This is a genomic window from Actinomyces sp. ICM47 (genome assembly GCF_000278725.1).
Lineage (GTDB): Bacteria > Actinomycetota > Actinomycetes > Actinomycetales > Actinomycetaceae > Pauljensenia.
Window position 1 is genome coordinate 1 of sequence record NZ_ALCA01000024.1, and the last position, 20,744, is coordinate 20,744.

17 protein-coding genes, 2 tRNA genes and 2 pseudogenes are annotated in these 20,744 nt (G+C 61.5%); 14 read left to right on the forward strand and 7 right to left on the reverse strand.

The window, feature by feature from the left end; genetic code table 11:
• Positions 1 to 111 precede the first annotated feature (111 nt).
• Positions 112 to 391, reverse strand: a pseudogene (locus HMPREF1136_RS11450) (ISL3 family transposase); the annotation flags it as partial.
• A gap of 127 nt (positions 392 to 518) precedes the next feature.
• Between HMPREF1136_RS11450 and HMPREF1136_RS10435 the strand changes: the two are divergent.
• A complete protein-coding gene (locus HMPREF1136_RS10435; RefSeq protein WP_198002794.1) occupies positions 519 to 1,043 on the forward strand; it encodes an EXLDI protein in 525 nt (174 codons plus the stop codon).
• A gap of 72 nt (positions 1,044 to 1,115) precedes the next feature.
• Here the strand turns inward: HMPREF1136_RS10435 and HMPREF1136_RS11340 are convergent.
• The 5 genes and pseudogenes from HMPREF1136_RS11340 to HMPREF1136_RS01380 all read right to left on the reverse strand — a co-directional run bounded on the left by HMPREF1136_RS11340 (position 1,116) and on the right by HMPREF1136_RS01380 (position 5,558).
• Positions 1,116 to 2,429, reverse strand: a pseudogene (locus tag HMPREF1136_RS11340) (ISL3 family transposase).
• Between the two features lie 194 nt (positions 2,430 to 2,623).
• Positions 2,624 to 3,244 carry a cytochrome C oxidase subunit IV gene (locus tag HMPREF1136_RS10445; protein WP_083836185.1) on the reverse strand — a complete coding sequence of 207 codons (621 nt, stop codon included), beginning with the start codon at positions 3,242 to 3,244 and terminating at the stop codon, positions 2,624 to 2,626.
• A gap of 726 nt (positions 3,245 to 3,970) precedes the next feature.
• Positions 3,971 to 4,573: an ABC transporter ATP-binding protein gene (locus HMPREF1136_RS10455; protein ID WP_232204147.1), complete on the reverse strand. Its 603-nt coding sequence runs from the start codon at positions 4,571 to 4,573 to the stop codon at positions 3,971 to 3,973.
• Between the two features lie 64 nt (positions 4,574 to 4,637).
• Entirely contained in the window at positions 4,638 to 4,877 is a 240-nt protein-coding gene (locus HMPREF1136_RS10460) for a gallidermin/nisin family lantibiotic (RefSeq protein WP_083836188.1), read from the reverse strand.
• A 607-nt stretch (positions 4,878 to 5,484) separates the two neighbouring features.
• Positions 5,485 to 5,558: transfer RNA gene (locus HMPREF1136_RS01380), tRNA-Gly, on the reverse strand.
• A gap of 100 nt (positions 5,559 to 5,658) precedes the next feature.
• Between HMPREF1136_RS01380 and HMPREF1136_RS01385 the strand changes: the two genes are divergently transcribed.
• The 8 genes from HMPREF1136_RS01385 to HMPREF1136_RS01420 all read left to right on the forward strand — a co-directional run bounded on the left by HMPREF1136_RS01385 (position 5,659) and on the right by HMPREF1136_RS01420 (position 12,185).
• Positions 5,659 to 5,735, forward strand: a tRNA-Pro gene (locus HMPREF1136_RS01385).
• A 44-nt stretch (positions 5,736 to 5,779) separates the two neighbouring features.
• A complete protein-coding gene (locus tag HMPREF1136_RS01390) occupies positions 5,780 to 6,061 on the forward strand; it encodes a hypothetical protein (RefSeq protein WP_009647527.1) in 282 nt (93 codons plus the stop codon).
• A 217-nt stretch (positions 6,062 to 6,278) separates the two neighbouring features.
• The gene (tig, locus tag HMPREF1136_RS01395) at positions 6,279 to 7,598 is read left to right on the forward strand and encodes a trigger factor (RefSeq protein WP_009647540.1); all 1,320 of its coding nucleotides are present in this window, start codon (positions 6,279 to 6,281) and stop codon (positions 7,596 to 7,598) included.
• A gap of 190 nt (positions 7,599 to 7,788) precedes the next feature.
• Positions 7,789 to 8,400, forward strand: a complete 612-nt coding sequence (locus HMPREF1136_RS01400) for an ATP-dependent Clp protease proteolytic subunit (RefSeq protein ID WP_009647542.1) — start codon at positions 7,789 to 7,791, stop codon at positions 8,398 to 8,400.
• Complete coding sequence (locus tag HMPREF1136_RS01405) at positions 8,400 to 9,044, forward strand: ATP-dependent Clp protease proteolytic subunit (RefSeq protein ID WP_009647520.1); 645 nt, start codon at positions 8,400 to 8,402, stop codon at positions 9,042 to 9,044. Before HMPREF1136_RS01400 ends, HMPREF1136_RS01405 begins: the two co-directional genes overlap by 1 nt.
• Before the next feature lie 297 nt (positions 9,045 to 9,341).
• Positions 9,342 to 10,601, forward strand: a complete 1,260-nt coding sequence (gene clpX / locus HMPREF1136_RS01410; RefSeq protein ID WP_009647536.1) for an ATP-dependent Clp protease ATP-binding subunit ClpX — start codon at positions 9,342 to 9,344, stop codon at positions 10,599 to 10,601.
• A 48-nt stretch (positions 10,602 to 10,649) separates the two neighbouring features.
• The gene (locus HMPREF1136_RS01415; protein WP_009647517.1) at positions 10,650 to 11,006 is read left to right on the forward strand and encodes a chorismate mutase; all 357 of its coding nucleotides are present in this window, start codon (positions 10,650 to 10,652) and stop codon (positions 11,004 to 11,006) included.
• A gap of 153 nt (positions 11,007 to 11,159) precedes the next feature.
• The gene (locus HMPREF1136_RS01420; RefSeq protein ID WP_009647537.1) at positions 11,160 to 12,185 is read left to right on the forward strand and encodes a LacI family DNA-binding transcriptional regulator; all 1,026 of its coding nucleotides are present in this window, start codon (positions 11,160 to 11,162) and stop codon (positions 12,183 to 12,185) included.
• Positions 12,186 to 12,246: 61 nt separating this feature from the next.
• Here HMPREF1136_RS01420 and HMPREF1136_RS01425 read toward each other — a convergent pair whose 3' ends face one another.
• On the reverse strand, positions 12,247 to 15,282 hold the full coding sequence (locus HMPREF1136_RS01425; RefSeq protein WP_009647543.1) for a glycoside hydrolase family 2 TIM barrel-domain containing protein: 3,036 nt from the start codon (positions 15,280 to 15,282) through the stop codon (positions 12,247 to 12,249).
• A gap of 187 nt (positions 15,283 to 15,469) precedes the next feature.
• Here HMPREF1136_RS01425 and HMPREF1136_RS01430 point away from each other — a divergent pair, with 187 nt between their 5' ends.
• The 5 genes from HMPREF1136_RS01430 (at position 15,470) to HMPREF1136_RS01450 (ending at position 20,660) form a co-directional block, all read left to right on the forward strand.
• Positions 15,470 to 16,912 (forward strand): glycoside-pentoside-hexuronide (GPH):cation symporter, encoded by a 1,443-nt coding sequence (locus tag HMPREF1136_RS01430; RefSeq protein WP_009647531.1) that lies wholly within the window; start codon positions 15,470 to 15,472, stop codon positions 16,910 to 16,912.
• A 299-nt stretch (positions 16,913 to 17,211) separates the two neighbouring features.
• Positions 17,212 to 17,679, forward strand: coding sequence for a hypothetical protein (locus tag HMPREF1136_RS01435; RefSeq protein ID WP_009647533.1), 468 nt, complete (start codon positions 17,212 to 17,214; stop codon positions 17,677 to 17,679).
• A complete protein-coding gene (locus tag HMPREF1136_RS01440) occupies positions 17,676 to 18,758 on the forward strand; it encodes a peptidoglycan-binding protein (protein ID WP_009647544.1) in 1,083 nt (360 codons plus the stop codon). The genes HMPREF1136_RS01435 and HMPREF1136_RS01440 overlap by 4 nt, the downstream gene beginning before the upstream one ends.
• Positions 18,755 to 19,462: an ABC transporter ATP-binding protein gene (locus HMPREF1136_RS01445; RefSeq protein WP_009647525.1), complete on the forward strand. Its 708-nt coding sequence runs from the start codon at positions 18,755 to 18,757 to the stop codon at positions 19,460 to 19,462. Before HMPREF1136_RS01440 ends, HMPREF1136_RS01445 begins: the two co-directional genes overlap by 4 nt.
• Positions 19,452 to 20,660, forward strand: coding sequence for an ABC transporter permease (locus tag HMPREF1136_RS01450; RefSeq protein ID WP_009647516.1), 1,209 nt, complete (start codon positions 19,452 to 19,454; stop codon positions 20,658 to 20,660). The genes HMPREF1136_RS01445 and HMPREF1136_RS01450 overlap by 11 nt, the downstream gene beginning before the upstream one ends.
• Positions 20,661 to 20,744: the final 84 nt, after the last annotated feature.

The window sequence follows — 20,744 nt, forward strand, 5'->3', positions numbered from 1 at the left end:
CGAGGTCCTTTGAAGATCGCGGGGGTTGAAGTCCGCTCATCATCAAGGACCTCAACCTCTACCCGCAACCCCCGACCAACACCCACTCACCCACACTCAACTCAGAAGAGCCCGTTTATGCCACCGGATCCGCGCCGGGACCCCGGCCCAGGGCGCGTCGACCACCTCCACCACCACACGCCCGTGGCCTTGAGCAAGTCACCCCACACCCAGGGCACCCCGCCAGCTGGTTGCACGACTCAACATCGAGCACCAGAGCATCTGGGGTGCGAGCCACGCTCATCAGATGGAAGCCCTCCAAACCGACGAGCAGATCACACCGATCACAACGATCAAGCGACACGGAGCAGCAGCAGGTAGGGTGACACGCCGCCCGAGGTCCTTTGAAGATCGCGGGGGTTGAAGTCCGCTCATCATCAAGGACCTCAACCTCTACCCGCAACCCCCGACCAACACCCGGTCACCCACACTCAACTCGGAAGAGCCACATTTCTGCAGGGTTGACAAACGGAGAAAGTATGAGTATGTTTATAAACATGCCTACGAAGAATATTTACGTCTCAGAAGCGGATATGGAACTATTCGAACGAGCTGCGCAGCATGCGGAAAGTGTTTCAGCGGCTGTCATCCAAGCGCTTCAGGACTATTTGACCAACCGACATAACACTGAAAGAGGTTACGGAAGAATAGAACTAGCGCTCTGCGAAAACGGTTCGCGGAGGAAGGTGATGTTTTACGGTCGAGAGATAGTCCGTGTTGAACGCCCTGTGGATGGTGGCGTCCAAATTAATACAATTTACGAAACGGCAAAAGGGCAGCTCGCTGTTGCAACAAAAATCCGCAGGCTTTTACCTGATGAGGTTAAAGGGAGCTACCGAATCTGGGATCATCCTGAGACCTGGTCGCGAGAGTTCTGGTTAATAGGTGACAAAACGCTAGAGGTATATCCAGATATTGCACAGCTGGAGTTGGTGGATGCGTACTTGGCTGAGCAATGTAAATCCGCGCTTTCAGCAAAACCCTACGAGGTATTGGATATTTAACATGCAAGGAATTGAAAATGGCGGCCCTCTCCTTATGGTGGACTCAGTGACAAAGAGATATAACCTGGTTCTTCATAAGTGGGGGTGTAGTTGGGGTTTGAAGCCTCCTGTTTCGAGGAGGCAGCGGGTGATGTAGTTGGTGAGGTTGCGGAATCCGAGTGCGGATCCGCGTAGGTGTTCGAGGGGGTGCGTTGATGGCTTCGGTGGGGCCGTTGCTGGTGTGGGGGTGGTCGAAGTAGGCCAGGATGTCCCGGGATCGGCGTTTGAGTGTTCTTCCCAGTGTGATGAGCTCGGTTAGGCTCCTAGGCACGTCCGCGTCGCTGAGACGGTCTATTTCGGCTTGTATCAGGGCCTTACCGCGGATTTTGTTGGGATCGCGGTAGGCGTCGGGTGATGTTCTGGTAGACGCTCCAGGTGACCTCGAGTGCGACGTGCTCGTCGCTGGAAAACAGGTCGAGTATCTGGTGCTGCTGACGCGCGGTGAGTAGGCAGGATCTGGTGTGCAGCATCCTGCGGGCCTTGTAGAGGGGGTCCGTGGAGCGCCCGCGCCGGTGGTGGAGTTCTTGCCCGGTGCGCCTTCGGCACTCATCCAAGGCGTTGCCAGCCAGGTGCACGACGTGGAAGGGATCCGTGACCGTGGTCGCGCCGGGGAGTTCTTCGGCGGCAGCGCTCTTGAACCCGGTGAATCCATCCATTGCGACGATCTCGATGCGCTCGCGCCACGTGTCGGGCTGGGAGGCCAGCCAGGTTTTGAACACTTTTTTGGAGCGGCCCGGGACCATGTCCAAGAGTCGGGAGGGGCCACTGCGGTCGCGGATGGGCGTCAAGTCCAAGATGACGGTGGCATATTTGTCTCCGTAGGGTGTGTGGCGCCATACGTGTTCATCCACGCCGATGACTCGCACGCCTTCAAACCGGGTCGGGTCGTTGATCAGTGGGCGCTCTCCTTCGGCCAGGACAGCGGTGTTAGCGGCTCTTCCAGGACACGCCCAGGGCCTGGGCGATGCGCGCCACCGTCAGATGGTGGACGACCAGCCCAGTGAGCGCCCAGCGCACCGCCGCCCGTGAGAGCTTGGCGCGCGGATCGGCCGCTTGGCTCATGTCCTGGCGCCACACGTGAGCGCACTCTGGGCACCGGTAGCGGCGCACGCTCACATGCAAAATCGTGGGGCGCCACCCGTAAGGTTCGTGCGCCAAGCGCCTGACTACCGTGTCACGTGCCTCGCCCTGGCACCCGCAGCGTCGGCACCACCGGTCCTCACCAACGATGCGGCATGCCAACACTGCGTGGTCTGGCCACATGCGCTGGCCGGTCACTTCCAGGCCCAGGTCATCCAGGTGCGTGAACGTGCTCAGGTCGGGGCGATCAAAGGTAGTATTGGGCATGTCGAGGTCTTTCGGATGGACGGTGTAGGAATCTCCATCATCGAAAGACCTCGACCCCTACACAACCACGACACGCCCAACTCCACCCACCACACCTACACCCTCAAATGCGAAGAGCCGCTTTGCCGTCACTTGGAAACCTATCCGTTGGAAGTGCACATATCCTCACATACGGTTTACCAAGCATAGTATAACTATGCACGTTTCACCGACCTCAGTAAAAACCCTGAACTTATCGCAGCCAACAGAATCCCGGTAGAAAATATATAGCCAAAGGTGGCACCTTTTGAAACCCAAGTCGTGGGAACGACAGCAAACAAAACAGGTGAGTTTGCAAAATCACCAGTGCTAATCGGAAGACCTGCCACCACAAAAAAGATGATAACAATCCATGAAACTAATGAAGTAGTCCAAAGCCGAAGCGCAAAACAGGCCAGAGTTAGCACAACCGAAGAAAAAACAAGTACTAAAGCAGTATGACTCGACAGTGACTCATTAACAAGCTTGCCAATGATAGAGACATAAAGCAGACTCAAACAAAGGTTAACTACTTGTGCGAGAAGCAACGATTTAGCAATGAATCGGAGCAGAACTTTATCGTGAATGCTAAACGATATATACGAGGCAGGGACCTTAGCATGCGACAAAGCTAGACCTGCCGTGGCAATTGGGAGCGTGATGAGTAACGCGGATTGCGCTACGGCAATGATATTTCCATAACGGAGAAACAGCAGCGGAAGAACTAGTGCACCGATATAAGCGATCGTGACCCAACGAATGATTGCGATTCGCTCGATAGAACACAAAAACTTCATTTTCTTACTGCTCCTTTACTTCGAAACCTAGCCACAAGAACATAGATAATAATTAGGATTGCTATCGGGATAAGCTCAGAGAAACCGAAATTTGATTGCTCCTGGATATCTACGAACGAGTTTGTGGTACCATTGAGATTCAGCCCTACCAAGTGGACGGCGTTTGATATGTATGGGGTAGCATTGTCAGCTAGGTTACGGGGTAGCACTATCCAGAAGTACAGAAGAACACCTGAAATTACCGCGGCAGCCGGAGGTCTTGAAAGACTTTCTAATGTTGAGTAGATCAGAGCAATTAGTATACTTTGGAAGGTAAGAAAGCAAAGCAGGGTCGCTAGCCCTGAGTGCATCTTCGAACCAGACAAAACCATTGTTAGATCGAATAACAGCACACTAAGCAGGTTCACAAGAATTATTAAAAGCGTTCGACAGATAGTGCGCAGGACGCTAGGTAACCAAGCAATGTATACCTGCCGAGGCAAACCCCCATAGTGGACCTCGGAAACCCTAGCATCAAGTATAAAGAGTAATGCGAGGGAAATCAGTGGCTGCGTTCCAGTAAAGAAGAAGCTGTATCCCCCTATTATTGGAGTTCCGCTTGCCTCACTTGAAATCCATGCGCCGAGGAATAGCGACGCCATTGAGCCCAAGATAGCCGCGAGAATATACCAGATATTCCAATAGTAAGTAAGCAAAGCACGGATAGCTGAAGTGATTGGCATGGCCCTACCTCCGGTGATATAGGTCCGCGAGATTCACGCCGTTGAGGTCGGGGATATGCAAAGCGTTGCCGTTACGAACTACGATACACTCATCCGGGACGCCTTGAATCTCATGGAGGAGGTGCGTTGATATTACAACGCAGTTCCCTTCGTCCCGATAACGACGAAGCGTCGCAGACAAGGAGACCATGCCATCTGGATCCAAACCATTCTGTGGCTCATCAAGGAACAAAAACTTTGGTCTAGACAATAAAGCAAGACAAAGCTCCAGCCGTTCCTTCATGCCGGTCGAGTAGTCCTTGGCTTTCCGCCGGTGGGCAGCGCGGACTATGCCCACACTATCCAAGGCCGACTCAGGATCAACATCCAGACCCCAGAATGCCGCGACGACCTGTACATTTTGTTTACCACTCAGATACGGAAAGTAGCTTGGATGGTCGATTGCAGCTGACATTTCGCTAATGTCTGTCTGATCGTATCTAATGTGGCCACTTACTGGTTTTATCCGACCGAGGAGCGTTTTCATTAAGGTGGTTTTACCTGCTCCATTTGGTCCAAGGAGGCAGATTATCCTGCCAGTATTTAGCTGCAAGTTAATGCCGCTCACTACTGGGGAATTCTTGTACCCAACCGACAAATCAGTTACCGATATAGCTGGCATGGCCTACCTTTCAAAGAAAACGGCCCTGGAGGTAAGGCCTAGGACGCCTTACCTCCAGGGCCGACTGGTGTGACAAAGCTACTAACTGCGTGAAGCCAACAGAGATGCTGCAGACGTTAGTACACTGGGTAGTGAAGCGTGCAATGCCGCCGGTCGGGCGCCCAGGGGTGCACAGGAACTTCGAGGCGATTTGAGGACAAACGGCTTCCTCAACCTCTTCAACACGGGTGTCAAGGTCAAAGGGGACCATGACTTGTCCAATCTCTCAGAATCTGAACATATTCGGGTAACAGAAAGTTACCTGCGTCACTATGGTACAATAAGGCTAAGCCGAATGCAAGGTTCGGCAGGGGCAACTTTTAGAATGTTCAGATCCGACTATGATTTAGCCTAATTGCGCTCCTTCGAGATTGAGGTAAGCCTACCTATTTGGATAACCAGGTAATTGTAAGATACAAAATATAGCTAATGTAAACCATGGTCCAGCAAGGGTGAAGTACCACCTCAGTACACGCGTGGTCCAAATCCAACATGTCCCGGTTTTTCAAACTCGGTCTCCGGGCCTTCCTTGGGACCTTGCCGTTTCCTGGTTGATCTGTAGGAGCACGAGGCCGTACTTTTTGACGCGGAGCTGAACCCTTTGACGCAAGGCCACATTTTTGACGCTTTCTGCCTCGACGCACCGAGCGAACCCCTGAGTCACCCCTCCGAGGCTCCGATCAGCCGCCGTCAGGGACTCCTCCACGGCACCACACACCCGGCTTTAACACCCCAAAACCGCCACAGAACAGTAAAAACGCCACCCTGGATAGTTCCTGGCCGTGCCGGAAACCTTTGTATCCAGAGTGACGTTTTTTTGGAGCGGATGACGGGAATCGAACCCGCGTGATCTGCTTGGAAGGCAGAGGCTCTACCATTGAGCTACATCCGCGTACCCCCGAGGGGGACACGGAAGATCCTAGCGTCAAACGTCCACGTGCGCGACATTTAGCATCCACTCCCGTATGATGGTGCATCGGACACGAGTCCTTCGGGGTGTAGCGCAGCTTGGTAGCGCATCTGCTTTGGGAGCAGAGGGTCGCAGGTTCAAATCCTGTCACCCCGACCATCAGCGGCAGCACTGTCGCTCAAAACGTCAGCAGGGGAGAGGCCATGCCGTCCTATCGCACCATCATGACGGTCACCACCCTCGCACCCGGCCGGGCCCCCGAAGAAGTTGAGCAGGCGGCGCGTGCCGTCACCCGACTCGAATCCTGGGACATTGCCATCGCCGCAGGTCAGCCTCGTGTGACAGCGCGCTTCACCGCCGTCGACGACTCCGAGGCCCGGGCTACTCACGCTGCTATCGTCGGCGGCGTGCGTCAGGTCGCCGACGTGCCTCGCGCGCGTCTGGCCGCCGTCGTGCGTGGCCGTTCCCACTACCTGACAACCTGAGGACACGCGACCCGACGCCTCTGCTCCGGCCTCGTCACCCAGGCGCACGAGACGTCACGCGTGTGTAATTGCGCACGAGATCAGGCCGTGATCGGGTCCATACGCCCGATTTGGCACGGCGAAGAGAGACATCGCCGGGGCCGTGGCGTACACTGAGCGAGTTGTCATGCGCCCGAAGTGGGCGTTCCCCTATTCGTAGACTACGGAGCGTACGCACGTGAAGAGCACCGTCGAAACCCTCGAGCCCACTAAGGTTCGTCTGACCGTTGAGGTTCCCTTTGAGGAACTCAAGTCCGAAATGGACAAGGCGTACAAGGAGATCGCCGGACAGGTCAACATCCCCGGCTTCCGTAAGGGCCACGTGCCTCCGCGCATCATCGACCAGCGTTTCGGCCGCGCCGCCGTCATCGAGCAGGTCGTCAACCAGGTCCTGCCCGGCCACTACTCCGACGCCGTCAACGAGAACGACCTGCGCCCCATGGCTCAGCCGACCGTCGACGTCACCGAGATCCCGAACGTGACCGGCCCCCAGGGCGGCCAGCTGGTCTTCACCGCCGAGGTTGACGTGGTCCCCGCCTTCGAGCTGCCCGAGATCGACGAGTCCATCGTCGTCGAGGTTGCCCCCACCGAGGTCACCGACGAGGACGTGGAGAAGGAACTCGAAGACCTGCGTGGCCGCTTCGCCACCCTCAAGACCATCAACCGCAAGGCCAAGACTGGCGACTTCGCCACCATCGACCTGGTTGCCACCATCAACGGCGAGCAGGTTGACTCCGCCTCTGACGTCTCCTACGAGATCGGCTCTGGCACCATGCTCGACGGCCAGGACACCGCCCTGCGCGGCACCAAGGCCGGCGACGAGGTCACCTTCACATCCACGCTCAAGGGCGGCGACCACGAGGGTGAAGAGGCTGAAGTCACTATCACGGTCAAGGCTATGAAAGCGCGCGAGCTGCCCAAGGCTGACGACGACTTCGCTCAGATGGTCTCCGAGTTCGACACCATCGACGAACTCAAGGAAGACCTCAAGAAGCAGGCCGCCGAGTCCAAGGAGTCCCAGCAGGCCCTCGCCGCGCGCGATGCCCTGATCGACGTTCTCCTCGGCAAGGTTGAGATCGTTCTGCCCGAGTCCGCGGTCGACCACCAGGTTGAGCACCGCGTCGGCGAGGACGCCAAGCCCAAGGAGAAGAAGGAAGCCCGCGAGGCTGTCGAGAAGGAGATTCGCACCGAGCTGCTCTCCGAGGCCCTGGCCAAGAAGTTCGACGTCCAGGTCTCACAGCAGGAACTCATCGACTACGCGATCCAGATGTCGCAGAACTTCGGCATTGACATCAACCAGCTGTTCTCTTCCCCCCAGCAGATGTCGAACGTTGTCGCTGACCTTGGCCGCTCGAAGGCTCTTATCGAGGCCCTCAAGGTCGTCACCGTCAAGGACACCAACGGCGCTGACGTTGATCTGTCCAAGTTCTTCGGCACCGATCCCGCTACCGAAGAGGGCGCGGAGATCATCACCGAGGTCGCCGACGAGCAGGAGTGAGTGCGGGCGCGAGACTTTTGCGCTGCGAATCACCCCGATCTGATCTCGAGGGGCGAGGCCTGGGCCTCGCCCCTCGAACGCATGTGCCGACAGCGAAACGGCGGCCCGGCGCGCGCGCTGCGGGCCGCGCACCGGGTACGGTTGACACCAATGGGGCCACCTGGGCCCGCGAACAGACGAGGAGGTACGCGTGAGCGTGCACAATACCGGGGCTGCTGGCGATGGCTCGCAGCTGGGACTGGGCGACTCGGTCTACCAGCGCCTGCTCAAGGAGCGCATCATTTGGCTGGGCGGCGAGGTCCGCGATGAGAACGCGAACGCGATCTGCGCGCAGCTGCTGCTGCTCGCGGCCGAGGATCCAGACCGCGACATCTACCTGTACATCAACTCGCCCGGCGGTTCGGTGACAGCCGGCATGGCCATCTACGACACGATGCAGTACATCAAGCCGGACGTCGTCACGGTCGGCATGGGTCTGGCCGCGTCGATGGGTCAGTTCCTGCTGACCGCGGGCGCTCCTGGGAAGCGTTACATCACGCCTCACACGCGCGTGCTGCTGCACCAGCCCTTGGGTGGCGCTGGCGGCTCGGCGACGGAGATTCGCATTAATGCGGACCTGATCCTGGGCATGAAGAAGGAACTCGCAGCGATCACCGCGTCTCGCACGGGCAAGACTGTCGAGCAGGTGGAGGCCGATGGTGATCGCGACCACTGGTTCACCGCGCAGGAGGCCCTCGAGTACGGCTTCGTTGATCGCGTGATCGACAGCCCGCAGGAGATCGGAACGCGAGGAGAGAACTGATGAGCACTCAGCCCTACTTTGAGGCGGTTGCCCGCCAGATGCCGCAGGCCCGCTACGTGCTGCCCGACTTCGAGGAGCGCACGGCCTACGGTTTCCGCCGTCAGAATCCCTACACGAAGCTGTTCGAGGATCGCATCGTGTTCCTGGGAGTGCAGGTGGATGATGCCAGCGCCGATGACGTGATGGCGCAGCTGCTGGTCCTGGAGTCCCAGGATCCGGATTCGCTGATCACCATGTACATCAACTCGCCCGGTGGCTCCTTCACGGCGCTGACGGCGATCTACGACACGATGCAGTACATCAAGCCGCAGGTGCAGACGGTGTGCCTCGGACAGGCCGCCTCCGCAGCTGCTGTGCTGCTGGCCGCTGGTTCGCCCGGAAAGCGTCTGGCGCTGCCTAACGCTCGTATCCTCATTCACCAGCCGGCGATGGAGGGTATGCAGGGGCAGGCCTCGGACATCCAGATCGTCGCTGACGAGATCGACCGTATGCGCGCGTGGCTCGAGGACACCATCTCGTATCACTCGGGTAAGTCGGTGGAGCAGGTGCGCCGCGACATCGAGCGCGACAAGATCCTCACTGCCCCGCAGGCGGCCGAGTATGGTCTGATCGATCAGGTGCTTGAGTCTCGTAAGGCTCTCTGACGCTGTCGTCATTGACGAGGCCGTGGCTTCCCCGTGCGTTTTCGCGTGGCGGGTGCCACGGCCTCGTTGTTGAAACAAGGGCATGGTGTCCGACCAATGTTGCGGGAAAGCCCCTTATTGAGCGCGTTGAAAGTCTGCTGTGATGCGTGTTACGATCTGACGTGTTGTGATAAGTGAACATTTCGTAACAATGTGCGCGCCGCGATGGATTTTTCCCCCTTGTGCACTAGGTTATTTTGTAGTAAGTGCGAATACATATTCGACCGAACGGAAAACGTTCAATTTTGAGGAGGTCTCGTGGCTCGTCTGACTGATGGCGCGGAACTGCTCAAGTGCTCTTTCTGCGGGAAGAGTCAGAAGCAGGTGCGTAAGCTCATCGGTGGCTCCGGCGCATACATCTGTGACGAATGCATCGAGCTGTGTAACGAGATTATTGAGGAAGAGTTGGGCGCGCAGCAAGCGTTGACGGCTGCTGCCCCCCTTCCCAAGCCTCGCGAGATTAATGAATTCCTGAATACTTGGGTCATTGGTCAGGATCGCGCGAAGCGTGCCCTTTCGGTCGCGGTGTATAACCACTACAAGCGCGTGCGTTCGCGTGAGGCCGGCAATGCCGAGGATATGCTGGGCACGAAGTCCAACATTCTGCTGCTAGGTCCCACGGGCACGGGTAAGACCCACCTGGCGCGCTGCCTGGCCCGCCTGCTTGACGTGCCTTTCGCCATCGTTGACGCCACCGCCCTGACTGAGGCTGGCTACGTCGGCGAGGACGTGGAAAACATTCTCCTGCGCCTCATTCAGGAGGCCGATGGTGACATCAAGAAGGCCGAGAAGGGCATCATCTACGTCGACGAGATCGACAAGATTGGCCGCAAGGCCGAGAACGCCTCTATCACCCGCGACGTGTCGGGCGAAGGCGTGCAGCAAGCCCTCCTGAAGATCATCGAAGGCACGGTCGCCTCCGTGCCTCCCACGGGCGGGCGCAAGCACCCCCACCAGCAGTTCCTTGAGATCGACACCTCCGGCATCCTCTTTATCGCCGCCGGTGCCTTCGCTGGCATCGAAGACATCGTGAAGGCCCGCCTGGGCCGCCGTTCCACAGGCTTCGGGTCCGAACTGAAGAGCACCTCGGAGATGGGTGACCTCTACGAGGCCGTGAGCGCCGAGGACCTGCACAAGTTCGGCATGATCCCCGAGTTCATTGGCCGACTTCCCATCCTGACCTCCACGAAGGAGCTGACGGAGGAAGACCTGGTCCGCGTCCTGACTGAACCGTCGAATTCGCTCGTGCGCCAGTACCAGCACTTGTTTGAGCTGGACGGTATGGAACTGGAGTTTACCCACGACGCGCTCCTGGCTATCGCCACTCTGGCGAACGAACGCAAGACCGGCGCGCGCGGCCTGTCCTCCATCATGGAACAGACCCTCTCCGATCTCATGTTCGACCTGCCCAGCCGCGACGATGTCGCCCGCGTGCTCGTCACGCGCGACCTGGTCGAAGGCTATGGCGAGGCCGAACTTTATCCTGAACGCTCCTCGGAAGGTAAGCGCAGCGCCTGAGTCCTCCCGCTAGACTTCTGATCAGTCGAGACGTAACGGGAGGATTCCATGCAGAATCAAGACGAAGCCCGGGTTGCCGGTTCCGCTGACCGGGGTGTGAGTGGTGTACCCGCCGAGCTGGCCGAGGCTCGCGCCACCATCGACAACATTGACGCCGCGCTCGTGCACATTCTCGCCGAGCGTTTCCGCTGCACGCAGCGCGTCGGGCACATCAAGGCGCGCCTGGATCTGCCTCCCGCAGACCCAGCTCGCGAGGCCCGCCAGGTCGAGCGCCTGCGCACGCTGGCCGCCTCCTCCGGTCTCGACCCCGACTTTGCTGAGAAGTTCCTGGGCTTCATGGTGCGTGAGGTCATCCGTCACCACGAGGACATCAAAGCCGAATACGACGAGTCCTCCTGCCTCTAAGCGCGGCGCGCGGGCCGAGTGATGAAGGAAGACTCAGCCACGGCCTCGTCCATCGACACACCCCCGGGTAGAGCGGCGTTCATCCGCGTTCGCACGTCCCGCGTCGGTTAGACTGTCACGAGTTGGCTAGAGGGTGTTTGGGGGATAGGGCCGATGGTTAATCTTGGCGATATCGCGAAGGCGACGGGCTTTTCGAAGGCGACCGTGTCTCGTGTCTTATCTGGTGACCCCAGCTTCACCGCGAAAGAGTCGACCCGCCACCGCGTGATCCAGGTTGCCAACGAACTCGGCTACGCGCTGCGCACCTCTCGTTCCGGCATCCCCCAGACGATTGCGGTGTTGGAAAACTTCGATTCTTCGCCCGGCCCGCGTGATTCCTATTTTTCCGATGTGCGCGAGGCGCTGAGCGAGCGCGCTATCGAGAACATGATGAGCCTGTCGTTCTTCCCCGACGTGCGCTCACTGATCGACGCGAGCGAGGAGTATTCCGGTTTCGTCTCGCTGGGTCCCGCGCCCCTGACGCGCGAAGACCTGACCGCGCTGCATGAGGCGCTGCCCCACGGCGTGTTCATCGACATCAACCCCGCGCCCACCCTCTTCCATTCCGTGCGCCCCGACCTGCAGCAGACCGTCATTGAAGCGATCTATGCGCTGCGCGAGCAGGGGCGGACTCGCATCGGTTTCATTGGCGGGGACGGACACATGATGGGATCTCACCTGTTTTGCCAGGACCCGCGAACCATCGCGTTCGACGAGTGGGCACGCCTGCTGAACATGCCGGTTGAGGGCCTGGTGTTCGCAACCGGTCCTTTCACTGTGGACAACGGGCGTCGGCAGACCGAGGCGCTGCTCGATGCGTGCGGCCAGAAGGTGCCTGATGCGCTCCTGGTTGCCGCAGACTCGCTCGCGGTCGGCGTCCTCCAGGCACTGTTTGCGCGCGGGATCCGCGTGCCCGATCAGGTGGCGGTCGTCTCTATCGACAACCTGGAGGTCTGCGAGTACACGGCACCGCCGCTCAGCTCCTACGCGATCGAACCACCCGAGCTGGCGGAGACGACTCTGATGCTGCTGTCCGACTCGATTGTGGGTCGCTTCAAACACAAGCATCATATATTGCTGTCGACCCGCCTGGTCGCGCGCCAGAGTTTCGTGCCCGCCGAGGAGACGTCAGAGTCTTAACAGCGGCGCGGACACAGGTGAGCGGCGGGGGATTGGCACATACCCCCGCCGCCCGCGTGCGTCAGATGAGGGACAGCGTCACGTCGAGCACCTGTGTGCCGCTCGCGTCGACGTGGAACTCATCGTGGACCGGCGATCCCCAGGAGTCGTCGCCGCCGACCCCCATCTGTGCGGTGAGGAGGCGCAGGTAGGTCGCCGCGCGCTCCTCGGGTGCGGGTAGCTCCCACCAGTGGGTGGCCTGCTCGATCTGCGCCGAGGAATAGGGCAGGAGCGAGACGCCCAGCTCGCCGCAGGCATCGATGCGCAGGCCGTGGCCCTCGGCGTCAGTCACCTCGCACCAGCGCGTACCCGGGTGGTAGCCGCACTCCTGTGGCACCGCGTAGGGCGCGATGCCCTCCGCCGCGCTGGCCTCCCACACGCCCAGCGTTGCACCGTCCAGTCGATCCGCGTACGCCTCAACGGGGCCGAGGCCGTAGAAGCGCAGGTGGTCAATCGAAGCTGGGAGCGCCCACTCCACGCCGAAGCATGGCATGGTCGGTAGGCCTGTCGCGCCCGGGTAGGTCGCGGTCAGGCGGATCGTGCCGTCGACGCGCAGCTCGTAGCGGACCGGAACGATCACCTCGTCCAGACCAGCGAGCTTGTACTCGTAGGTCACGACAACGCTGCCAGGTCCCTCCTCCACACGCGTGCCCACGCAGCGCGCGTAGGCACCAGCCGTCGTCCAGCACGCGCGATCAAAGCCGTGACCGCAGCCGCGGTCGTTGTCCGTGAGCGGACGGAATGTGGTCAGGCGCGGTGGGCGTGCCACCATGGCCGTCTCCCCGCGCTTCCACTGGACGATGCCGCCCGCCGTGCGAGACAGCAACGCCTCGTTGTCACCCTCGCGCATGCCGATGTTCCAGCGGCCCACCGTAAATGAGACCCCGCCCGCAGGCGCGGTGTCGGCCACCTCGGGACGCGAGTGGATCGTTTGCCCGACGGACACGACGTGTCCGGCCTCGCACCATGGTGTGTCGGAGGCCAGGACGAGCGCGGCCTCCAGGACGATCTCGTGCTGTGTGTCGGCCAGGAGGTCGCTCGGCCAACCCACGGCCACGGCGCTCTCCTCGCCAGGGGCAGCCACGGCCTCATACATCTCCTCCCACGCGACCTCGCCGTCGGCGAGCACGCGAGCGCGGATACGCAGATCCGACAAAGCAGCGGGCAGAGCCACCGCATTGACTCGGATTTCCTTGGCGCTCGGGGTGAACATCACCGGAGCGTAGAGCGCCTTGACGGCCTGCGCCTGGGGCTTCGGGGTGCGATCGACGAAGAGAATGCCGTCGCAGGAAAACTCCCAATCGCAGGGGCGATCCTCAAAATCACCGCCGTACGCCAGGAACTCACCGCCCGAGCCGGCCGTCGCCTCGTGGTAGAGCGCCTGATCAACCAGATCCCAGATGAAACCGCCTCCGTAGGCGGGGTAACGCTCCAAGGCCGTGTAGAGCTGCAGGCCGCCCACCGAGTTACCCATCGAGTGCATGTACTCGCACGACAGGTAGGGCTTCGTCGGGTTATCCCGCAGGTACTCCTCAATCGCGTCGGGTAGGGCATACATGCGCGACTCAATATCCGAGGCGTCGTCGAACTCACGGTCCCAGGTCACCCCCTCGTAGTGGACCGGACGCGCCGGATCAAGTTCGTGCGAGCGGTGGTACATCGAGCGGAAGACCTCGCCGCCGAACGACTCATTGCCCAGCGACCAAATGAGCACGGACGGGTGGTTATAGTCCTGGCGAACCATCGACTCTAGGCGGTCCACACACGCGCCCTCCCACTCCATCTTCGAACCCGGAATCGCGGTGGCGGGGGTGGGGATGTCACCGGGCGTGCACCACGAGCCGTGCGTCTCCAGGTTTGCCTCGTCGATGACGTAGAGACCGTACTCGTCGCACAGGTCCAGGAAACGGGTGTCGTTGGGGTAGTGGCTGGTACGAATCGCGTTGATGTTGAGCTGCTTGCACAGCTTAATGTCCGTGATCATGTCCTCCATTGACATCGTGCGGCCCGTGCGTGCGTTGAACTCATGGCGGTTTGAGCCGCGGAAGATCAGGCGCTGGCCGTTGAGCGTGAAGACCGAGTCGACGATCTCGAAACGCCGGAAGCCCACCCGCTGGGTTACCCGCTCCACGCCGCCGTCCCCGTCCCCGAGGGTCAGCGTCAACGTGTAGAGCGACGGGGACTCCGCACTCCACGGTTGCACGTCCGCTAGCTTCGCATCTAGGTCGAGGTGCTGGGCGCTCGCGGGTCCGTCGTGGTGCCAGACGACCTGTCCGTCTGGGGCGCTCAGCTCTGCGGTGATCGTCGTGTTTTCGAGGGCACCCTCGATGTGCGCAGCGACGGTGAACGTACCCTCTCCGGTTGCCGCGTCGTAGTCTGCACGCGCCGCGAGGTTCTCCACATGGGTCGCGGGCAACGCCACCAGGGACACCGAGCGGAACAGGCCGTGGAAGCGCCACGAGTCCTGGTCCTCCAGCCATGAGGCGCTGGAGTACTCGTAGCACACGACGACGATGTCGTGCGTCTCTGTCTCGCCCGACAGCGCTTCCGTGATGTCGAATTCGCTGGCCGTGTAGCCGTCCTCGCAGTAGCCGATGAACGTGCCGTCCACCCAGATGTAGAGGGCCGTCGCGAAGCCGTCGAAGCGCACTCGCACGCTGCCGCGCGCATCCAGGGTCTGTGCCACGGCCTCGTCCAGGTTGAAGGAACGGCGGTAGACAGCGACGCGGCAGTCACTGGGGGCGGCCGGGGCCTGCGGATCCTCGTGTCCGTCCCATGGCATCTGGATGTTGACGTATGCCGGTGGCCATAGTCCCTGCGTCTCGAGGGTGGAGGGGACGGGGATGGAATGGACGTCGCCCTGATCGAATGCGTCGGTAGGAGAGCCGAGGGACACGCGGGTGCCCGAGGTGAGTGCGACCTCCCAGGTGCCGTCGAGGCTCTGGCTGGGTGCCGTGGAGCGGTGCGTGGAGCGGGCGCTCAGTCGATTGACAGCGAAGGCCTGCGGATCATGGAGCCAGGCTGGGTTGGGCGTGTTGATAAGAGCGGTGTGGGACACAGTGACCTCCGAACGTGCGACATTGCGGTGGAGCGAACTTGCTCTGCCATCAGAGTAGCCCCTTTTTGTCATACGCGCAATAACGTAACCATGCGTGAGCTAATAATCGAAAAATCCCTTGCGCATCAACGGTAAATCCGTTAACTTACAAGTGTCCACACAAGAGTTGCTTCGAAGGAGAGGGACCATGTCGCACGAACGAGGTGCACACAAGAGCTGGGTATCACGCATCTGCTATGCGATCGGCAATCTGGGACAGGCGGCGTACTACAACGCGCTGTCGACATTCTTTGTCACGTACTACGCGGCGCAGACCCTGTTCCGCGACTACGAGGACTCCGAGGCTAAGGCGATGATCGCTATCATCACGGCTCTCGTCTTCATCATCCGCATCGCTGAGATCTTTATCGACCCGCTCCTGGGGAACCTGGTCGACAACACAACCTCACGCTGGGGTCGCTTCAAGCCCTGGCAGGTGATCGGCGGTGTCGGCTCATCGATCCTGCTCTTCGCGATCTTCACCGGACTCTTTGGCCTGGTCAACGTCAACAAGGGTGTTTTCATCGTCGTCTTCATCATCGTTTTCGTGGTGCTCGACGTCCTTTACTCGCTGCGCGACATCTCCTACTGGGGCATGATTCCCGCCCTGTCCTCCTCCTCGGAGGAGCGAAGCGTCTATACCGCCTTGGGTACCTTCACCGGTTCGATCGGCTACAACGGCGTCACCGCCATCGTCGTCCCCGTGGTCGCCTTCTTCGGCGGCCTCGCCGGAGCTGGCTCTGAGAGCCAGGAGGGCTGGAGCGGATTTGGTGCGGTCATCGCGCTCCTCGGCATCGTCACCTGCCTGGCCGTCGCCTTCGGCACCCGTGAGGAAGAAAGCGTTCTGCGCGATCCGGGCGACAAGTCCAACCCCCTGCAGGCCTTCCAGGCCATCGGACGCAACGATCAGCTCCTGTGGGTCTCCCTGTCCTACGTCCTCTACTCGATCGCGAACGTTGCGACCACGGGCTTCATGATCTACCTCTTCAAGTTCGTGCTGCGCCTGCCCGACATCTACTCTGTCGTCGGCATCATCGCCTTCGTCATCGGCCTGGTTGTGACGCCCCTGTACCCGGCGATCAACCGCCGCGTGCCGCGCCGCTACCTCTACCTCGGCGGTATGGCGCTCATGGTCATCGCCTACGTCCTGTTCATCCTCTTCTCCACGAACCTCACGGTCGTCTTCATCGCGCTGGTGCTCTTCTACCTGCCCGCTACCTGCATCCAGATGACCGCGATCCTTACGATCACGGACTCGGTTGAGTACGGACAGCTCAAGACCGGCAAGCGCAATGAAGCCGTTACCCTCTCGGTGCGACCCATGCTGGACAAGATCGCCGGTGCCTTGTCGAACTCCATCGTCGGATTCGTCGCCATCGCGGCCGCCATGACTAACGACGTCAACCCCGACCTGCTGACGACCGCCAACATCGAGACCTTTAAGACTGCGGCGTTCTACGTACCCCTCGGCGTCATCGTCCTGGCGTTCTTCGTCTTCGCGCGCAAGGTCACCCTGAGCGAGAAGAAGCACGGCGAAATCGTCGCCACCCTCAAGGCGAATATGGCTCACGCAGAGGTCGTGGAGGACTGAGTCAAAGACTCCTGACGGATAGATCGTCGGGTGAGGAGTGGGGCGGGGGACGCGCAGGCGTTCCCCGCCCCACTATGTGTCAAGGGACGACGAGGCCTGGGCGGGGTTCACGCTCACCCCGGTCCGAGCGGGGCGCGGGGCTGTGGCCAGGCGAAAACGGCCTCGTTTTTGGACTCTTAGGGTTGTCTGATGAAATTCTGCGCGCGCTCTCTGATAGTTTTCAGGTAGCTTCCAGATAAGTGGACTGTAATCATCCTTGGAAGTGAGACCCACACCCTAAAATTCTTCAAGGAGTTTCAATGAAGACTCGCCCGCAGACGCGCGCCCTTGCAGTTATCGCTCTCACCCTGGCGGCGGCGCTGAGCGCGTGTGGAACGACCGATTCGCCCGCCTCGCCCAGTACCAAGTCACCGAGCGCGGGTTCGAACGCGGCCAGCAACGACCCCAACCTGGTCTTCGCCCAGTGCATGCGTGAGAAGGGCTTCGACGTGCCCGACACGGGATTGACCCCCGACCAGCTCAACGACACCTCCGACGCCTTCAACAACGCCCTCAACGAGTGCATGATGAAGGTGTCGAACCTGACGGGCGAAGGCAATATCGCCAACGACCCGGCCGTTCGCGAGGCCATGGTGAAGGGAGCCGAATGCCTGCGCGGCCTCGGCTACGACGTGAAGGACCCCCAGCCCGGCGAGGGCCTGAACCTGCCGGATATCCCCGAGGACGCCCTGAACAAGTGCTTCGCGCAGGCCGGGGGTGCCAAGTGAACCGACCACGATCCGCGCGTGCCGTGGCTGCCGCGGCACTCCTCGCGGTCGGCGCGCTGACGATGTCCGCCTGCCAGGGATCGAGTGCGACTTCCGACGCGCCGCAGTCTTTCGATGGGGCGACTGCGACGGTTGAGCGCGGCGACCTGGTGGGGGAGACGACCGTGCAGGGCAACCTGCGCTACGCGGACTCCTACGTGCAAAAGAGCGCCTTTAACGGCGTCATCACCGCGCTGCCCACGCCCGGCACGACGCTGGGACAAGGCGACCACGTCTACACGGTGGCCGGCACGAACGCCTACCTGCTCCACGGCGCGATTCCCGCCTGGCGAGCCTTCGAAGAGGGCATGAGCGACGGCCAGGACATCGTCCAGCTGGAGACCGCCCTGTCCGCTCTGGGCTACTTCGAGCAGACTCCTAACGGGCATTTCGACTGGAACACTATCGTCGCGATCAAGAAGTGGCAGAAGGCCCTGAGCCTGCCCCAGGACGGGACCCTGCCTCTCGGCTCCGTGCTCTTCGCCCCCGAGGACCTGCGCGTCGGCGCGCTAAAGGCCCGCGTGGGCGACACCGCGACGACGGAGACGGAACTGTTCACGGCCTCGTCCTCGCGCCAGATCGTCTCCGCAAACCTCAAGCTCTCCGACCAGGCCCTGGGCGTCGTCGGGAACTCCGTGACGATCCGACTGCCCGGCTCGGCCAAGTCGACGACCGGCACGATCAGCGCGGTTGAGCCGCCGACCGACAAGCCCGGCGACACCTCGTCAAGCAACAAGGAAGCGTCGAAGGAACGCATCGTCCCGGTCACCATCACCCCGGATGATCCGTCGGCTCTCGAAGGCCTGCAGGAAGCCTCCGTGTCTCTCGGCTTCACCTCCGAGTCGCGTAGCGGCGTCCTCTCCGTGCCCCTGGGTGCCCTCGTGGCCCTCAGCGCCGACCAGTTCGGCGTCGAGGTCGTCGACGAGGCCGGCTCCATTACTCGGGTTCCCGTCACCGTCGGCCTGTTCGCGGGCGACCGCGTCGAAGTGAGCGGCGACGGAATCGCCGAAGGCCAGCGCGTGGTGGTGCCCAACCGATGAGCCACATCCTGCAACTGACCGACGTGCACCGGTCCTTCGGCAGCCCGCCCGTGCACGCCTGCAACGGAGTATCCCTGAGCGTCGACGAGGGCGAATTCGTCGCCATTGTCGGCCCCTCGGGTTCCGGTAAATCAACTCTGCTCAACCTCATTGGAACGCTGGACCGGCCCACCTCGGGCAGCGTCTGCATCAATGGGACGGACGTGTCCTCCCTGCGTGACACGGAGCTGTCGGGAGTGCGCTCCTCGTTGATCGGCTTCGTGTTCCAGCAGTTCCACCTCACGGCCGGCGTGTCGGCGTTGGACAACGTGGCCGACGGCCTGCTCTACCGGGGCGTACCTCGGGCGAAGCGCCGCGAGGCCGCGCGTGAGGCCCTGACCCGAGTGGGCCTCGGGCATCGCATCGACCACAAGCCCCACCAGATGTCGGGCGGCGAGCGCCAACGGGTCGCCATCGCCCGAGCCATCATCGGCCACCCGGCCCTGCTGCTCGCGGACGAACCCACCGGCAACCTGGATTCGCGCTCGGGCGCGTCCATCGTCGCGCTCCTGCGCGAGCTCAACGAGGCCGGCACCACGATCATCGTGATCACCCACGACAACGATCTGGCGGCGTCGCTGCCGCGCCAGATCGCCATTCGTGATGGTGAAATCGTGTCCGATTCGGGACGCCCGGGAGACGGGGGAGGTAGCCATGACGAGTAGGAAGCACGCGCGCGCCTATCGGTCGAGTCTGCGCGCCTCCGACGTCGCCCGCCTGGGCCTGACCGGGCTGCGCGCCCGGCCCATGCGCGCCGTGTTGTCGGCGCTCGGTATCGCCATCGGTATCGCCGCGATGGTCGGCGTCGTCGGGGTCTCAGCCTCCTCGCAGGCCCGCCTACAAGAACAGCTGCGCGCGCTCGGCACGAACATGCTGACGGCGCGCAGCGGCGCGGACCTGAGCGGCGCGGACCTGATCCTGCCTGAAGATTCCGTGGGGCGCACCCGCATGATTCCCGGCGTCACGTCGGCGGCCTCCACCTCCACGCTCTCCGGCGTGTCCGTGTACCGCTCGCGCCTGTCCGACCCGAACGCGACCGGCGGCATCATCACGATGGCGGCCGACACGAACCTCCTCGACGTCGTCTCCGGACAGATGAAGCGTGGTGCCTGGCTCAACGAGGCGACCGCGAAGTACCCGGGCGTCGTGCTGGGGTCGAAGGCCGCGCAGCTCCTCGGCGTCGTCGAGCCGGGCACCCAGGTGTGGCTGGGAGGACGATCCTTCACGGTCCTGGGAATCTTGGAACCCGCGCCACTGGCCGAAGAACTCGACAACTCCGCGCTGATCGGGGTGTCCGCAGCTTCGACCTACTTCGACGCGGGCAAGACTCCGACGACGATCTACGAGCGCTCCTCTGAGGACCAGGTCGAGAACGTGCGGACCCTGCTCGGGCCGACCCTGGCACCCCAAGGGTCCACGGGCCTGAAGGTGTCGCGCCCCTCGGACGCGCTGGCCGCCCAAAACGCTGCCGACCAGACGTTCACGACCCTGCTCGCGGGCGTCGGATCCATCGCCCTGCTGGTGGGCGGCATCGGCGTGGCCAACACGATGATCATCTCGGTGCTGGAGCGCCGCAAGGAGATCGGCCTGCGCCGCTCGCTGGGGGCCAAGCGCAGCCACATCAGCGTCCAGTTCCTGGCCGAAGCCCTCATCCTGTCCTTCCTCGGAGGAGTCGCTGGATGCCTCATCGGCGGGGGAGTGACGTGGGGAATGTGCATCGCCTACGGGTGGCCGCCCACCCTCCACTGGTGGGTGATCGCCGCAGGCCTGGGAGCTACCGTCCTCATCGGTGCCATCGCCGGGCTTTACCCCGCGATCCGCGCGGCGCGCACGCCCCCGACGGCGGCCCTCGCCTCGCAGTAGCCGCAGGCACATACGAGGCCGTGGCTGGCTCAGCAATCCCCAATCGAAAGCGGGGAGCGCGAGTCGGCCACGGCCTCGTTCACG

Excerpts from the sequence above, each read along its gene's own strand:
- HMPREF1136_RS10435 (WP_198002794.1), top strand. The coding sequence starts at position 519 with ATGAGTATGTTTATAAACATGCCTACGAAGAATATTTACGTCTCAGAA.
- HMPREF1136_RS10445 (WP_083836185.1), bottom strand. The coding sequence starts at position 3,244 with ATGAAGTTTTTGTGTTCTATCGAGCGAATCGCAATCATTCGTTGGGTC.
- HMPREF1136_RS10460 (WP_083836188.1), bottom strand. The coding sequence starts at position 4,877 with ATGGTCCCCTTTGACCTTGACACCCGTGTTGAAGAGGTTGAGGAAGCC.
- HMPREF1136_RS01390 (WP_009647527.1), top strand. The coding sequence starts at position 5,780 with ATGCCGTCCTATCGCACCATCATGACGGTCACCACCCTCGCACCCGGC.
- HMPREF1136_RS01405 (WP_009647520.1), top strand. The coding sequence starts at position 8,400 with ATGAGCACTCAGCCCTACTTTGAGGCGGTTGCCCGCCAGATGCCGCAG.
- HMPREF1136_RS01415 (WP_009647517.1), top strand. The coding sequence starts at position 10,650 with ATGCAGAATCAAGACGAAGCCCGGGTTGCCGGTTCCGCTGACCGGGGT.
- HMPREF1136_RS01420 (WP_009647537.1), top strand. The coding sequence starts at position 11,160 with ATGGTTAATCTTGGCGATATCGCGAAGGCGACGGGCTTTTCGAAGGCG.
- HMPREF1136_RS01430 (WP_009647531.1), top strand. The coding sequence starts at position 15,470 with ATGTCGCACGAACGAGGTGCACACAAGAGCTGGGTATCACGCATCTGC.
- HMPREF1136_RS01435 (WP_009647533.1), top strand. The coding sequence starts at position 17,212 with ATGAAGACTCGCCCGCAGACGCGCGCCCTTGCAGTTATCGCTCTCACC.
- HMPREF1136_RS01445 (WP_009647525.1), top strand. The coding sequence starts at position 18,755 with ATGAGCCACATCCTGCAACTGACCGACGTGCACCGGTCCTTCGGCAGC.
- HMPREF1136_RS01450 (WP_009647516.1), top strand. The coding sequence starts at position 19,452 with ATGACGAGTAGGAAGCACGCGCGCGCCTATCGGTCGAGTCTGCGCGCC.